This window comes from Aestuariivirga sp., assembly GCF_965227715.1.
Lineage (GTDB): Bacteria > Pseudomonadota > Alphaproteobacteria > Rhizobiales > Aestuariivirgaceae > Aestuariivirga.
The window spans coordinates 732,045-745,021 of the sequence record NZ_OZ245771.1; the positions used below are offsets into that span (position 1 = coordinate 732,045).

At 61.3% G+C, this 12,977-nt stretch carries 14 protein-coding genes; 4 read left to right on the forward strand and 10 right to left on the reverse strand.

The features are described from left to right. Positions 1-2: 2 nt before the first annotated feature. From sufA to ACO06F_RS03620, 9 genes are read right to left on the reverse strand one after another with little or no spacing between them, the layout of a single operon-like run. Complete coding sequence (sufA, locus tag ACO06F_RS03580) at positions 3-377, reverse strand: Fe-S cluster assembly scaffold SufA (protein WP_421695326.1); 375 nt, start codon at positions 375-377, stop codon at positions 3-5. 10 nt (positions 378-387) lie between these two features. Continuing rightward, positions 388-768, reverse strand: coding sequence for an SUF system Fe-S cluster assembly protein (locus ACO06F_RS03585; RefSeq protein ID WP_421695327.1), 381 nt, complete (start codon positions 766-768; stop codon positions 388-390). After that, the gene (locus tag ACO06F_RS03590) at positions 765-1,985 is read right to left on the reverse strand and encodes a cysteine desulfurase (protein WP_421695328.1); all 1,221 of its coding nucleotides are present in this window, start codon (positions 1,983-1,985) and stop codon (positions 765-767) included. The genes ACO06F_RS03585 and ACO06F_RS03590 overlap by 4 nt, the downstream gene beginning before the upstream one ends. Then, positions 1,985-3,157 carry a Fe-S cluster assembly protein SufD gene (gene sufD / locus ACO06F_RS03595; protein WP_421695329.1) on the reverse strand — a complete coding sequence of 391 codons (1,173 nt, stop codon included), beginning with the start codon at positions 3,155-3,157 and terminating at the stop codon, positions 1,985-1,987. Before sufD ends, ACO06F_RS03590 begins: the two co-directional genes overlap by 1 nt. Next, the gene (sufC, locus tag ACO06F_RS03600) at positions 3,154-3,909 is read right to left on the reverse strand and encodes a Fe-S cluster assembly ATPase SufC (protein ID WP_421696611.1); all 756 of its coding nucleotides are present in this window, start codon (positions 3,907-3,909) and stop codon (positions 3,154-3,156) included. The genes sufD and sufC overlap by 4 nt, the downstream gene beginning before the upstream one ends. Positions 3,910-3,924: 15 nt before the next feature. Then, the gene (locus ACO06F_RS03605; RefSeq protein WP_421695330.1) at positions 3,925-4,113 is read right to left on the reverse strand and encodes a hypothetical protein; all 189 of its coding nucleotides are present in this window, start codon (positions 4,111-4,113) and stop codon (positions 3,925-3,927) included. Then, positions 4,110-5,624, reverse strand: a complete 1,515-nt coding sequence (sufB, locus tag ACO06F_RS03610) for a Fe-S cluster assembly protein SufB (RefSeq protein ID WP_421695331.1) — start codon at positions 5,622-5,624, stop codon at positions 4,110-4,112. The genes ACO06F_RS03605 and sufB overlap by 4 nt, the downstream gene beginning before the upstream one ends. A 7-nt stretch (positions 5,625-5,631) precedes the next feature. After that, on the reverse strand, positions 5,632-6,708 hold the full coding sequence (locus ACO06F_RS03615; RefSeq protein ID WP_421695332.1) for a cysteine desulfurase family protein: 1,077 nt from the start codon (positions 6,706-6,708) through the stop codon (positions 5,632-5,634). Next, on the reverse strand, positions 6,708-7,178 hold the full coding sequence (locus tag ACO06F_RS03620; protein WP_421695333.1) for an Rrf2 family transcriptional regulator: 471 nt from the start codon (positions 7,176-7,178) through the stop codon (positions 6,708-6,710). Before ACO06F_RS03620 ends, ACO06F_RS03615 begins: the two co-directional genes overlap by 1 nt. A gap of 204 nt (positions 7,179-7,382) precedes the next feature. On the opposite strand from ACO06F_RS03620, the gene ACO06F_RS03625 reads away from it, so the two are divergent. Beyond that, positions 7,383-8,036 (forward strand): alpha/beta hydrolase, encoded by a 654-nt coding sequence (locus tag ACO06F_RS03625; RefSeq protein WP_421695334.1) that lies wholly within the window; start codon positions 7,383-7,385, stop codon positions 8,034-8,036. Between the two features lie 69 nt (positions 8,037-8,105). Further along, positions 8,106-9,026, forward strand: a complete 921-nt coding sequence (locus ACO06F_RS03630; protein ID WP_421695335.1) for a DMT family transporter — start codon at positions 8,106-8,108, stop codon at positions 9,024-9,026. On the opposite strand, the gene ACO06F_RS03635 is transcribed toward ACO06F_RS03630, so the two are convergent. Continuing rightward, complete coding sequence (locus tag ACO06F_RS03635) at positions 9,000-10,112, reverse strand: anhydro-N-acetylmuramic acid kinase (protein WP_421695336.1); 1,113 nt, start codon at positions 10,110-10,112, stop codon at positions 9,000-9,002. The two genes, ACO06F_RS03630 and ACO06F_RS03635, sit on opposite strands and share 27 nt — an antisense overlap. 51 nt (positions 10,113-10,163) lie before the next feature. On the opposite strand from ACO06F_RS03635, the gene tyrS reads away from it, so the two are divergent. Further along, positions 10,164-11,405, forward strand: coding sequence for a tyrosine--tRNA ligase (tyrS, locus tag ACO06F_RS03640; protein WP_421695337.1), 1,242 nt, complete (start codon positions 10,164-10,166; stop codon positions 11,403-11,405). A 384-nt stretch (positions 11,406-11,789) separates the two neighbouring features. Then, positions 11,790-12,947, forward strand: coding sequence for a succinylglutamate desuccinylase/aspartoacylase family protein (locus tag ACO06F_RS03645; RefSeq protein WP_421695338.1), 1,158 nt, complete (start codon positions 11,790-11,792; stop codon positions 12,945-12,947). Positions 12,948-12,977 lie beyond the last annotated feature (30 nt).

Sequence of the window (12,977 nt, forward strand, 5' to 3'; positions counted from 1 at the left end):
TCTCAGCTTGTGGCAGCGGCCTTCAATTGCACGCTCTCGCCGCAGCCGCAGGCTGAGACCTGATTGGGGTTGTTAAATACGAAGCCCGATTTCAGCGTCGTCTGCTGAAAATCCATTTCTGTACCGAGCAGGAACATCATGGCCTTGGCGTCGATCAGGACTTTGACACCCTTGTCTTCGACCACCTCGTCAAAGGGCTTCTGATCCTCGGCCCATTCCATGGTGTATTCCATGCCGGCGCAGCCGCCATTCTTGACGCCGATGCGCAAGCCCACAATCGGCTTGTCAGCCTTGGACAGGATTTCGCGCACGCGCGCGGCGGCCGCATCAGTCAAGCTCATGATCTGCGGGCGTGGACGGGGATTGGCGGAGGCCATATCGTTCTCCTTACCACATATTGAGGGCGACGCGGGCCTCATCCGACATGCGGCTGTGGTCCCACGGCGGATCGAAAACAATGGTCGCAACGGCGCCTTTGACACCCGCGACCGTCGAGACGGCGTTTTCCACCCAGCCCGGCATGTCACCGGCCACCGGGCAGCCGGGTGCTGTCAGGGTCATCTCGATGGCGACATTCCGGTCATCATCGATATCGACCTTATAGATGAGGCCCAGCTCATAAATATCAACGGGGATCTCAGGATCATAAACGGTCTTGAGCGCAGCAACGATGTCATCCGTCATGCGCGCGAGTTCATCCGCCGGAATGGCCGAAGGGTTCGGCGCATTCGGGGTCTCGGGTTTCACGTCAGTGGCGGCTTCGGTCATCCGAATATCCTCCGTGCAGAGATAAGCGCGTCTGCCAGAACGTCAACCTCTTCCAGGGTGTTGTACATGGCGAAAGATGCGCGGCAAGTTGCAGTCACACCAAAGCGCTGCAGAAGCGGCTGGGTGCAGTGGGTTCCCGCACGGACGGCAACGCCCGCACGGTCGATCACGGTTGCCACGTCATGGGCGTGCGCTCCCTCCATATTGAAGGACAAGATGGCGCCCTTGTGCCGGGCACGGCCGAAGATGCGGAGCGAATTAATCTCGGACAGGCGCTCCGTGGCCCGGTCCCGCAGCAAGGCCTCATGGGCGGCAATGTTGTCCAGGCCCACGCCGCGCATGTAGTCAAGGGCGGCCCCGAGACCAATTGCCTGAACAATGGCCGGCGTTCCCGCCTCGAAGCGGTGCGGGGGATCATTGTAGGTCACAGTCTCGGTCGTCACTTCTGAGATCATCTCGCCGCCACCCTGATAGGGCGGCATCTTGGCGAGAAGATCCTTCTTGCCATAGAGCACGCCGATGCCGGTTGGCCCATAGGTCTTGTGGCCGGTGAAGACGAAGAAATCCGCATCCAGCGCCTGCACATCGACCTGCATATGGACGGAAGATTGCGAGCCATCGACCAGCACGGGGATGCCACGTGCATGGGCAAGCTTGATCACCTCCGCCACCGGCACAATGGTGCCGAGCGCATTGGACATCTGGGTGATGGCCACGATTTTGGTCCGGGGCGTCAAAAGCTTCTCGAAGTCCTCGAGCAGGAAATTGCCCTCCTCATCGACCGGTGCCCATTTCAGCACCGCGCCATTGCGCTCCCGGTGGAAGTGCCAGGGCACGATGTTGGAATGATGCTCGAGGATCGAGAGCACGATCTCGTCCCCCTCGCCGATCACCATGCCGCCGAAGCTCTGCGCCACGAGGTTGATGGCCTCTGTCGCGTTGCGGGTGAAGATGATCTGCTCGGCTGACGGTGCGTTCAGGAAACGCCGCACACTTTCGCGCGCATCCTCGAAGGCCTGCGTCGAGGCATTGGAAAGGAAATGCAGACCGCGGTGCACATTCGCATATTCCTCAGTATAGGCCTTCATCATCGCGTCGAGCACCGGCTTCGGCTTCTGGGCTGAGGCCGCATTGTCGAGATAGACGAGCTTCTTCCCGTAGACTTCGCGAGAGAGGATGGGAAAATCCTTGCGGATGGACTGGACGTCGTAAGCCATCAGCCCTTCCTCCGGTGCGTGGCCAGCCAATGTGCTGCAAATTCGCCGAGCGCTTCGCGTATGCCGTCATGATGGATCGTCTCGAAGGCCTCGCCCACGAATGCGCCGATCAGCATCGCCTGCGCCTCCGCTTCGGGAATGCCGCGGGACTTCAGATAGAAGATATGGTCGTGGTTCAAATCACCGGCGGTTGCGCCATGGCCGCAGACCACGTCATCGGCATAAATCTCAAGCTCGGGCTTGGCGTCAAACTCCGCCGTCTCCGAAAGGAGAAGCGCATGGCTTGACTGCTTGCCGTCCGTCTTCTGCGCACCACGCTGCACGATCACCTTGCCCTGGAAGATGCCGCGCGCATGATCATCCATCACGCATTTGAACAGCTCGCGGCTCACACAGTTCGGCACCTCATGGTCAACCACCACGCGCGTATCGGCATGCTGCCTGCCCGACAAAAGATAGGCGCCTGCAACCCTCGCATCGGCAAATTCGCCGATGAAGCGGTACGTGCCGTTCTGCCGGTTGAGTTTCGCACCCGTGGTGAGGGTGAAGTCCCGCAAGGTTGCGCTGTGCCCGGCCGTCACCACGCAATGCGCAAGATGCGTAGCATCGCCAGAGTCCAGTTCCACCTTCACCCGGTCCAGCCGCGCATTGTTACCTACGCGAATTTCCGTGACGCTGTTGGCCAAGTAGCTTCCAGCGCCCAGATGGGTTTCGATAATGGTGGCCGAGGCATCGTCCGCCACTTCAATCACATTGCGCGTGGCCACTGTCCGGGGTGCCGCGTCCGTGGCGATGAATAAAAGCTCGATTGGCTTGTCGAGGTTGCCCTCAAGCCGGAGGCGCGCACCGTCCGTGGCGAAGGCCACGTTCATCTCCTGCACTGGCTCATCAATGGGGGACTTGGACTCGACCCAGCCATTGGCAAGCTTCGAGCGCGCCTCATCATAGAAGCCGTTGACGAACACCATGCGCGCCGCGGAAATGCCGCCAAAGGGCGAGGCCGCCAAGAGCCGCTCCACTTCGCCTGTTTGCGCCACAACGGTCTGCCGTGGCGGATAGGGCTTGTCGATCAACTGGCGAAGATCAGTCCAGCGCCAGTCCTCCATGCGCCGGTGCGGCAGCTGGAATCCCAGCGCCTCTTCCGCCACAGTCTTGGCCAGTGCCGTGGTCATGCCGCATCCTTCGTGAATTCGGCATAGCCCTTTTCTTCCAGTTCCAGCGCCAGGAACTTGTCACCCGATTTCACGATGCGCCCCTTGGAAAGCACATGCACATAATCGGGCACGATGTAATCCAGCAGGCGCTGATAATGGGTGATGACGATCATCGCCCGGTCGGGCGAGCGCAGTGCGTTGACGCCATCCGCCACAACCCGCAGCGCGTCGATGTCGAGGCCCGAGTCGGTTTCGTCCAGAATGCAGAGCGAGGGCTCGAGCACCGCCATCTGCAGGATTTCGGCGCGCTTCTTTTCGCCGCCGGAGAAACCGACATTCACCGGCCGCTTCAGCATGTCCTGGCTTACATTCAGCTTGGCCGCCTTGTCCTTCACGAGGCGCATAAAGTCCGGCGTGGACAGCTCCTTCTCACCACGCGCCTTGCGCTGCGAGTTGAGCGCCACTTTCAGGAACTGCATGGTGGCAACGCCGGGAATTTCGATGGGATACTGAAAGGCCAGGAACACGCCCTTGGCGGCGCGCTCTTCCGGCGGCATGTCCAGCAGGTTCTCGCCATTGAAACTGGCGGATCCTTCCGTCACCTCATAGCCCTCACGGCCCGCGAGCACGTAGGACAGCGTTGATTTGCCGGAGCCGTTGGGACCCATGATGGCATGAACCTCCCCCGGCTTCACGGTGAGCGTGAGGCCCCGGAGGATTTCCCGGTCTTCGTCTTCGAGCTTGACGTGCAGGTTCTGGATATCGAGCAATGGCACTGGATCAACTCACGTTGGCATGATGAATTTATAGCCGAGCGTCACGACGGCAAGGCCAATGGCGCCTTTGACGCCATCCGCCGCCGCCCTCGGCACGGCGTGATTTGGATCGGACTTGAGGTACTGGCTGTAGCGAAACCCCGCAAACACCAGCGCCAGCCCGATGGGCAGTGCGATATCGAGGAAGGTGAAGGTCACCCCACGCTCCCTTCCAGCGAAATGCCGATCAGCTTCTGCGTCTCGGCCATGAATTCCATCGGCAGCTGCTGCAGCACGTCGCGCACGAAGCCGTTGACGATGAGGGCCACGGCCTCTTCCTGGGAAAGTCCGCGCGACATGCAGTAGAACATCTGGTCATCCGAGATCTTGGAGGTCGTGGCCTCATGCTCGAATTGCGCAGTTGACGTCTTGGCCTCGATATAGGGCACGGTATGCGCGCCACATTTATCGCCGATCAGCAGCGAGTCGCACTGGGTGAAGTTTCGCGCGTTGAGCGCCTTGCGATGGGCCGAGACAAGGCCGCGATATGTGTTGTCCGAACGGCCCGCTGCGATACCCTTGGAGATGATGCGGCTCGAGGAATTTTTGCCGAGGTGGATCATCTTGGTGCCGGAGTCCACCTGCTGGCGGCCATTGGAGATCGCGATCGAATAGAATTCGCCGCGTGACTCCTCGCCGCGCAGGATGCAGCTCGGATATTTCCAGGTGATCGCAGAACCCGTTTCCACCTGCGTCCAGGAAATCTTGGAGCGGGGTCCGCGGCAATCGCCGCGCTTGGTCACAAAATTATAGATGCCGCCCTTGCCCTCGGCATCGCCGGGGTACCAGTTCTGGACAGTCGAGTATTTGATCTCGGCATCATCCAGCGCGATCAACTCCACGACCGCGGCGTGAAGCTGGCTTTCCTCGCGCGTGGGCGCCGTGCAGCCTTCGAGATAGGACACATAGGAGCCCTTGTCCGCGATGATCAGCGTGCGCTCGAACTGGCCGGTGTTCTTGGCATTCATCCGGAAATAGGTGGACAATTCCATCGGGCAGCGCACACCCGGCGGCACATAGACGAAGGAGCCGTCGGAGAACACCGCCGCATTGAGGGCGGCATAGTAATTGTCACCCTGGGGAACCACGGAGAAGAGATACTTCTTCACAAGCTCCGGGTGTTCGCGAAGCGCTTCCGAGATCGAGCAGAAGATCACGCCGGCCTTGGCGAGTTCCGCCTTGAAGGTGGTGACCACGGAAACCGAGTCGAACACGGCATCAACCGCTACCTTGACGGATGAATATTCGCCGCCTGACTCATCAAGTTCGCTCTTCTCGCCCTGCTTCCGCACGCCGGCGAGGATTTCCTGCTCCTTCAGCGGAATGCCGAGCTTGGCATAGGTTTCAAGCAGCTTCGGGTCCACCTCGTCCAGGCTCTTGGGCGCGGCAGAGCCCTTGGGGGCTGCGTAATAATAGAGGTCCTGAAAGTCGATCTTCGGGTAATGCACCTTGGCCCATGTGGGCTCTTCCATCTCCAGCCAGCGGCGATAGGCCTCGAGACGGCCCTCCAGCATCCAGCCGGGTTCGGTCTTCTTGTGCGAGATGAAGCGGACGGTGTCCTCGTTCAGGCCCTTCGGCGCATAGTCAGACTCGATATCGGTGGTGAAGCCATATTTGTACTTCTCGACTTCGATGTCCTTGACGAGTGCAACGGTTTCAATATCAGCCATTATGCCCTCAAGCTGCTGCTCTGGCCTTGTGGCGGGAAGCGATCTTCCGCCACGCAGCGATGAAGTTTTCGATATCGGCCTCGGCCGTGTTCCAACCAAGGGATACGCGGATTGCGCCCTGGGAGATTTCCGGTGCGGCACCCATTGCTGCCAGTACATGGGACTTCGCCACCTTGCCGGACGAGCAGGCGGAACCAGACGAGACGGCGATGCCCTCCAGGTCCAGCGCCATCAGCAGCGTCTCGGCGCGAAGGCCCGGTGCGGCGAAACAGCTGGTGTTCGGCAGCCGCGTGGCGTCTCTGCCAAAAATGACGGCACATTCCAGGCCTGCTTCCAGCCGGTCACGCAGCGGCTTCACATTGCCCGTGGTGGATCTTGCAATGGCACCGAAGCCCGAAATCGCAGGGATGTTCTCAGTGCCCGCGCGCCGCCGCAGCTCCTGGCCGCCGCCGTTTATCAGCGGTTCAAGTGCCAGCCCATCCCGCACGATGAGGGCGCCAGCGCCCGACGGGCCGCCCAGCTTGTGGGCTGAAACCGTCATCATGTCGACGCCGAGCAGCCCGAAATTGACCGGCACCTTACCCAGCGCCTGAACCGCATCAGTATGGACCAGCGCGCCATGGGCCTCTGCCAGACGCACCACCTCGGCCACGGGCTGGATCACGCCCGTCTCATTATTGGCAAGCATCACGCTGACCAACGCCTTCGGGCCTTTGAGAAGATTTTCGAGAGCGGCCAGGTCGATGGTGCCAGATGAATCGACCGGAATGATCTCAGCCGCTTTTCCTGCAACCCCCAACACGGAGGGGTGCTCGATGGCGGAGACGATCAGGCGCTGAACCGGGGCTCCCTTGAGCGCCAGATTATTGGCTTCGCTGCCGCCGGAGGTGAACACGACCATCGGTGCGATCACGCCCACCGCCTGCGCCACCTGATCCCGCGCATCGTCGAGCAGCTTGCGCGCCGCACGGCCTTCGCCGTGAACGGAGGAGGCATTGCCGCAGCAGTCCATTGCCGCAAGCATCGCTGCCTTCGCTTCGGGGCGCAGCGGCGAGGTTGCGTTATGGTCGAGGTAGCTCCGCATTACGCCATGGACCCCTCGGGGTGGCGGGCCTTGGTCTGCTTGATGGTGGCGGCCAGCGCGAGGTTGCGCTTTTCGACTACGTCCTCGAGCGAGATCGAGGCGAGGAAATACATCATCTGGCGGCCGAGGCTTGACCACAAATCATGCGCGTTGCAGCGCTCGCCCTTGACGCAGCCCTCCACGGCATCGCCGCCACAGCGGGTAAAGTGCAACTCTTCGTCAACGGCAGCAATGATTTCGGCAACGGGAATCATGTTCATTGCACGTGACAAGCGATAGCCGCCGCCTGGCCCGCGCGCGCTTTCCACGAGCTTTGCCTTGCGCAGCTTGCCGAAGAGCTGCTCCAGATATTCCTGGCTGATGTCCTGACGGTCGGCAATCTCCGCCAGCGACACGGGATCGCCGTCGGAATGGACGGCGATATCGATCATCGCCATCACGGCATAGCGGCCCTTGGTGCTCATTTTCATGGCAAACAGTCCGGTCCCTACTGCACGAAACCCTTGATTTTGAACCCCGCTCCCGTGCTAAAGGCGAGGCACCGTGGCGGAAGTCCCGCCAGTTTCGAATAATTCTAAACAGGGATATAGAAAACCCGAGTACAGGAGTCAATTATTCGGTGGGAATTCCACCGGATTTTCCAGTACCGGCAATCCCATGAGGATCAGAGCTTTATGCCGGAAGTGATTTTCAGCGGACCTGCGGGCCGCATCGAGGCGCGCTACCACCATTCCAAGGCCGCAGGCTCACCCATCGCCATCCTGCTCCACCCCCATCCAACATTCGGCGGCACCATGAACAACCCCATCGTTCATGCCATGTACCAGATGTTCCAGAGCCGGGGCTTTTCCGTATTGCGCTTTAATTTCAGGGGCGTAGGCCGGAGCCAGGGCGTGTTCGAGAATGGTGCGGGAGAACTGTCGGATGCAGCATCGGCACTCGATTGGCTGCAGTCGTTCAACCGCGAGGCCAAGATCTGCTGGATTGCCGGTGTCTCCTTCGGGGCCTGGATTTCGATGCAGCTTCTGATGCGGCGGCCTGAAATTTCAGGGTTTATTTCTGTCGCACCGCTGGCCAAGCATTATGACTTCTCCTTCCTCGCCCCCTGCCCGGCCTCCGGCCTGTTCATCAATGGCGAGAAGGACACGGTAACACCGCCTGAGGCCGTCCATAGCCTTGTTTCCAAACTGAAAACCCAGAAGGGAATCGCGGTGGAACATCGGGTGATTCCGGGCGCAAACCATTTCTTCCAGGACAAGATCGACGAGCTGACCAAGATCTGCTCGACCTATCTGGACAAGCGGCTGGCGGCCGAAGGCCAGCTCTAGCGATCAGCTTTCGGGTGGCGGCGGCCGTCTTGCCTCGATAAGGCGAGCGATCTGAAGGAGTTACGCCTGATGCCTGCCAGCCCGTCTCATATTCACCTGAAGGATTGGGGCCTCCTCGTCCTGCTCTCAATCATCTGGGGCGGGTCGTATTTCTTTGTGGGCGTGGCGGTGAAGGAGCTCTCGCCGCTGGTGATCGTGATGGCGCGGGTGATGCTGGCGGCGGCGGCGCTGCTGCCGTTGCACCTGATCCTGGTGGGGCCATTGCCGCGCGACAAGGCGTCGTGGACGGCAATCATCGGGCTCTCAATTCTCAACAATATAATACCCTTCACGCTGATTGTGACGGGTCAGACGATGATTGCGAGCGGGCTTGCCTCCGTGATCAACGCGACGTCACCGCTGTTCGGCGTGGCCTTCATTGCGGCCGCGGGAATGGAGCCTTTGGTGCTGCGGAAGCTTGGCGGAATCGTTATTGGCATTATCGGGGTGGCGGTTCTGAAGGGCGGCACGATCCTCGGGGCCGGATCGCAAAGCATTGGAATCCTTTGTTGTTTGGCGGCGGCGGCGAGCTATGGCGCGGGCGGGCTGTGGGCCAGGCTGAAGCTGAAGGGAACACCCCCTTTGAGCATGGCAACTGGGCAGCTCATGTGCTCCTCCGTGATCATGGCGGTGCTCGCATTTGGATTCGACAATCCATCGCAACTGCTTGATGCGTCATGGAAAAGCTGGGCTGCGCTGCTCGGGCTTTCGCTGATTGCGACGTCCTTCGCCTATATCATTTTCTTTCGGGTCGTGGCGCGGTCGGGGCCTGCGAACGTGCTGCTGGTGACCATGATGATTCCCGTTTCGGCCATCGCGCTGGGCGTTGCGTTCCTTGGCGAAGTTCTTGAAATACAAGAGATTATCGGCGCAATCATCATCATTCTCGCCTTGCTCATCATCGATGGGCGGGTGCTGAAACTGCTAGGGCCGCGCGATCAGCCCGCCTGACTGTGGCTGAGGGGCCCCCGTCGTTCCGGGGAAGGTGATGGGGAGCCCCTTGAGAGACCGGACGGCCAGATAGGCCCAGGCTTCGGCTTCCATCGAATCGCCGTTGAAGCCGGCCTCTTCAGCAGAAATCACTTTGGAATCAGATGTTTCAAGCAGGTTGCGCAAGTCGCGCATGAGGGTTGGATTGAGCCTTCCGCCGCCGCAAATGATGTAAAGTCGGGGCAAATTCGGAACTAGTTTGGAGCTGGCGGAGACCGCTTCCGCGGTGAAACGGGTGAGAGTCGCAGCCCCATCTTCGGCTGAAAGACCATCGAGCGTCGATGCATTGAAGCTGTTTCTGTCGAGCGATTTTGGAGCTGCCGTAGCGAAAAAGGTGCTGTTCAGGAGCTCCGCCAGTGCATCCGCCGCGACATGGCCCCGGGCACCCAAAGCGCCATCCCGGTCATAGGCCACATCGGTGAAACGCTCGCACCAGTCATTGAGAAGGGCGTTGCCGGGGCCGGTGTCGAAGGCGATGAGGTCTCCCTCAGGGCCCACCCAAGTCATATTGGCAACACCCCCGATGTTGACCAGCGCCGCCGGCCGCTCCGGCAGCGCTGCCGCGAGCGCGCGATGATAGACGGGGACCAGGGGGGCACCCTGCCCGCCCGCGGCGACATCCGCCGCGCGCATGTCATAAACGACGGGGATGCCGAGCCTCTCCGCCAGGGCGCCGCCGAGGCCGAGCTGGACGGTGAGCCGCTTCTCCGGGCGGTGGATGACCGTCTGGCCGTGGAAGCCGATCACGTCAATGACGGAAGCCTCAAGGCCATGCTCGCCCAGGAAGCGCTCCACGGCTTCAGCGTGCCAGTCCGTCAGCTCGCGTTCGGCGAGGCCCAGAATGCCGGGGCGCTGCTCGCGGGCCTCGAGGGACTTGGCGGCGGCCAGCGCGTCATGCAGCAGGGCCTGCTGGTCGGGGCGGTAGGGATAGGTTGCGGCGGGACCGCGCTCAACCTGCTCTTCGCCGTCGGTCCTGAGCAAGGCCACGTCAATGCCATCGAGCGAGGTGCCGGACATCAGCCCGATGGCGGTCAGCAATTTTGACAAGGCAAGGCTCCGTGGTAAGAGCCCGCAGCCTGTTTGGAAGAGTTTTTTGCCATGAGCCAGTTCAAATCCGATTTCCTCAACATACTGTCAGAGCGCGGCTTCATCCACCAGATCTCGGACCCCGAGGGGCTCGATGCGGCGGCCAAGGCGGGCCCCATTACGGGTTATATCGGCTTCGATGCGACCGCCTCTTCGCTTCATGCAGGCTCCCTTGTCCAGATCATGATGCTGCGCTGGATGCAGAAGACCGGGCACCGGCCGATTGCGCTGATGGGCGGCGGCACCACCAAAATCGGGGACCCGTCCTTCAAAGATGAATCGCGCAAGCTTCTGACGGTGGAGCAGATTGCCAGCAATCTGGCCGGCATCCGCCAGGTGTTCACCAAATTCCTCAGCTTCGGCGAGGGACCTACGGATTCGCGCATGGTGAACAATGCGGATTGGCTGGACCACCTCAACTACATCGACTTCCTGCGCGACTATGGCGTTCACTTCACCATCAACCGCATGCTGAGCTTTGATTCGGTGAAGCTCAGGCTTGACCGCGAGCAGCCGCTCACCTTCCTCGAATTCAATTACATGATCCTGCAGGGCTATGACTTCCTCGAGCTCTCGCGCCGCCATGATTGCGTGCTGCAGATGGGCGGCTCCGACCAGTGGGGCAACATCATCAACGGGATCGAGCTTGGCCGCCGCTGCGATCAGAGGCAATTGTTCGCGCTGACCTCTCCGCTTCTCACCACCTCCTCCGGCGCCAAGATGGGAAAAACGGCGGCCGGTGCCGTTTGGCTGAACGCTGACCTCTTGTCCCCCTATGATTACTGGCAGTACTGGCGGAATTCCGAGGACGCGGACGTGACGCGCTTTCTGAAGCTCTATACCGAGATGCCGCTCGGCGAGATCGCGAAGCTGGGCGCGCTCGGAGGGGCGGAGATCAACGAGGCGAAGAAGGTACTCGCCACGGAAGCAACCGCCATGCTGCATGGCCGTGCCGCTGCGGAGGACGCAGCCGAGACCGCGCGCCGCACCTTTGAAGATGGCCAGAGCGCTGCCGGGCTTCCCAGCATTGCGCTGAACCTTGACGAAGGCACGGGCCTTCTCGCCGCCTGCGTGGCGGCGGGATTCGCCGCGTCCAATGGCGAAGCGCGGCGTTCCATTCAGGGCGGTGCCATTCGCGTCAACGACCAGGCGGTGGCGGACGAGAAGCTGGTGCTTACCCGCGCCCTGCTTACGGATGGGGTGATCAAGCTCTCCATGGGCAAGAAGAAGCATGTGCTGGTGAAGGCGGGTTGAGGCGGGGAGCCTCGGATGTGGTGAAGAGTTGGTTGTTTAGGCCCTGAAGATTGCCGTCACCCCGGCGAAGGCCGGGGTCCCGCTTTGGCGGCAGGGCGCGGGGAAAGAAAGCGGGATCCCGGCCTTCGCCGGGATGACGGGGGTTTGGGGGTGGAGGCGGGACTCATTGACGGAGGCCCTCATCCGCCCTTCGGGCACCTTCTCCCATCGCAGTGCGACGGGAGAAGGGGAAGGATTGTGGTGTGATGAAGAGTTGGTTGTTTAGGCCCTGAAAATTGCCTTCGCCGGGATGACGGGGTTGAGGGAGTGGACGTCGGAGTTGGGGTCAGGACGCCCTCAAGCCAGTGCCTTTGCCTAAAGGGAAACCTGAGAGGAGTGACCGCCGTGCCGAATGAAAACCTGCCTTTTCTCGACCGGCGCAGCTTCATGGCGGCGCCGCTGGCGGCGGTGGCGGTGATGGCCGATGCCGGACAAGCGGTGGCGGCCACAGCGGGCGGCACTGTGTTCACCGGCGATGTGGTGAATGGCAAGAAGGTCGTCAGCACGCTGGACATTGGAGACCTCGCGCGGGGGCAGAAGCATCTTCTGTATTTTCAGGGCGTCGAGTCGGCGACGGGGCAGCCGTGGCTGGTTTCGGTGATCGTGGCCAAGGGATCCAAGCCCGGCAAGCGCATCACGCTCACCAGCGGTGTTCATGGCGATGAGATGAGCTCCATTCGCGTGGTGCAGATGGTGATGGACGCGCTCGACCCTTCCAGCATGGCAGGGAGCGTGATGGCGGTTCTCGACATCTCTCGCCCGGCGCTTGAGACGATGCAGCGGCGCTGGCCGAACCAGGGGCGCGGGATCGACCTCATCGACATGAACCGTGAGTGGCCCGGAAACGAGAACGGCCTGAGCGCGCCCAGCCGCCATGCCGGACTGCTGTTCAACCGGCTGCTGAAACCCAATTCGGACATAGCGCTCGACTTCCACACGGGGACCACCGGCCTCGAATGCGCCGACTTCATCATCGGTGACCGGAGCATTCCGGAGGTGAGCACGCTGACTGGGCTATTTCCAGTGCGGCAGGTGTGGGACTCGCCTGCCTATGCCGGCGTGCTGCACGAGGCCTTCACCGCGGCGGGCATTCCCAGCATCTGCCCCGAGGTGGGGGCTGCACGCATTCTCGACCCGCAGCTGATCGCACCCTTCGTGGAAGGCACGATGAATGTGCTGAAGCACTATGGCGTCATTGGCGGAGCGGTGGGGCGGACAGGGGTGGATGCGGGCACCTTCATCGGCAACAGTGCATTGCCGGTCATCGCCACGACAGGCGGCTTCATCGAGCATCTCGTCAAGCTGAACGACAAGGTGCAGGCCGGACAGACGGTGATCGTCCAGCGCAACAGCTTCGGCGAGACGGTGGCCGAGTATCGAAGTCCGGCAGATGGCGAAGTGGGCGCAATCCGCAGCGATGCCAGCAGCGAGCCCGGAAATGTGCTGATGTTCATCCTGTTCAACCGCGCGCCTGCTGCGGGGGACCAGGATTACCCGGAATAGGGTTGCGGGACTTCGGGGTAAGGAGGCCCT

Excerpts from the sequence above, each read along its gene's own strand:
- sufD (WP_421695329.1), bottom strand. The coding sequence starts at position 3,157 with ATGACCACGGCACTGGCCAAGACTGTGGCGGAAGAGGCGCTGGGATTC.
- ACO06F_RS03630 (WP_421695335.1), top strand. The coding sequence starts at position 8,106 with ATGCCTGCCAGCCCGTCTCATATTCACCTGAAGGATTGGGGCCTCCTC.
- sufB (WP_421695331.1), bottom strand. The coding sequence starts at position 5,624 with ATGGCTGATATTGAAACCGTTGCACTCGTCAAGGACATCGAAGTCGAG.
- ACO06F_RS03590 (WP_421695328.1), bottom strand. The coding sequence starts at position 1,985 with ATGGCTTACGACGTCCAGTCCATCCGCAAGGATTTTCCCATCCTCTCT.
- tyrS (WP_421695337.1), top strand. The coding sequence starts at position 10,164 with ATGAGCCAGTTCAAATCCGATTTCCTCAACATACTGTCAGAGCGCGGC.
- ACO06F_RS03585 (WP_421695327.1), bottom strand. The coding sequence starts at position 768 with ATGACCGAAGCCGCCACTGACGTGAAACCCGAGACCCCGAATGCGCCG.
- ACO06F_RS03620 (WP_421695333.1), bottom strand. The coding sequence starts at position 7,178 with ATGAAAATGAGCACCAAGGGCCGCTATGCCGTGATGGCGATGATCGAT.
- ACO06F_RS03615 (WP_421695332.1), bottom strand. The coding sequence starts at position 6,708 with ATGCGGAGCTACCTCGACCATAACGCAACCTCGCCGCTGCGCCCCGAA.
- sufA (WP_421695326.1), bottom strand. The coding sequence starts at position 377 with ATGGCCTCCGCCAATCCCCGTCCACGCCCGCAGATCATGAGCTTGACT.
- ACO06F_RS03625 (WP_421695334.1), top strand. The coding sequence starts at position 7,383 with ATGCCGGAAGTGATTTTCAGCGGACCTGCGGGCCGCATCGAGGCGCGC.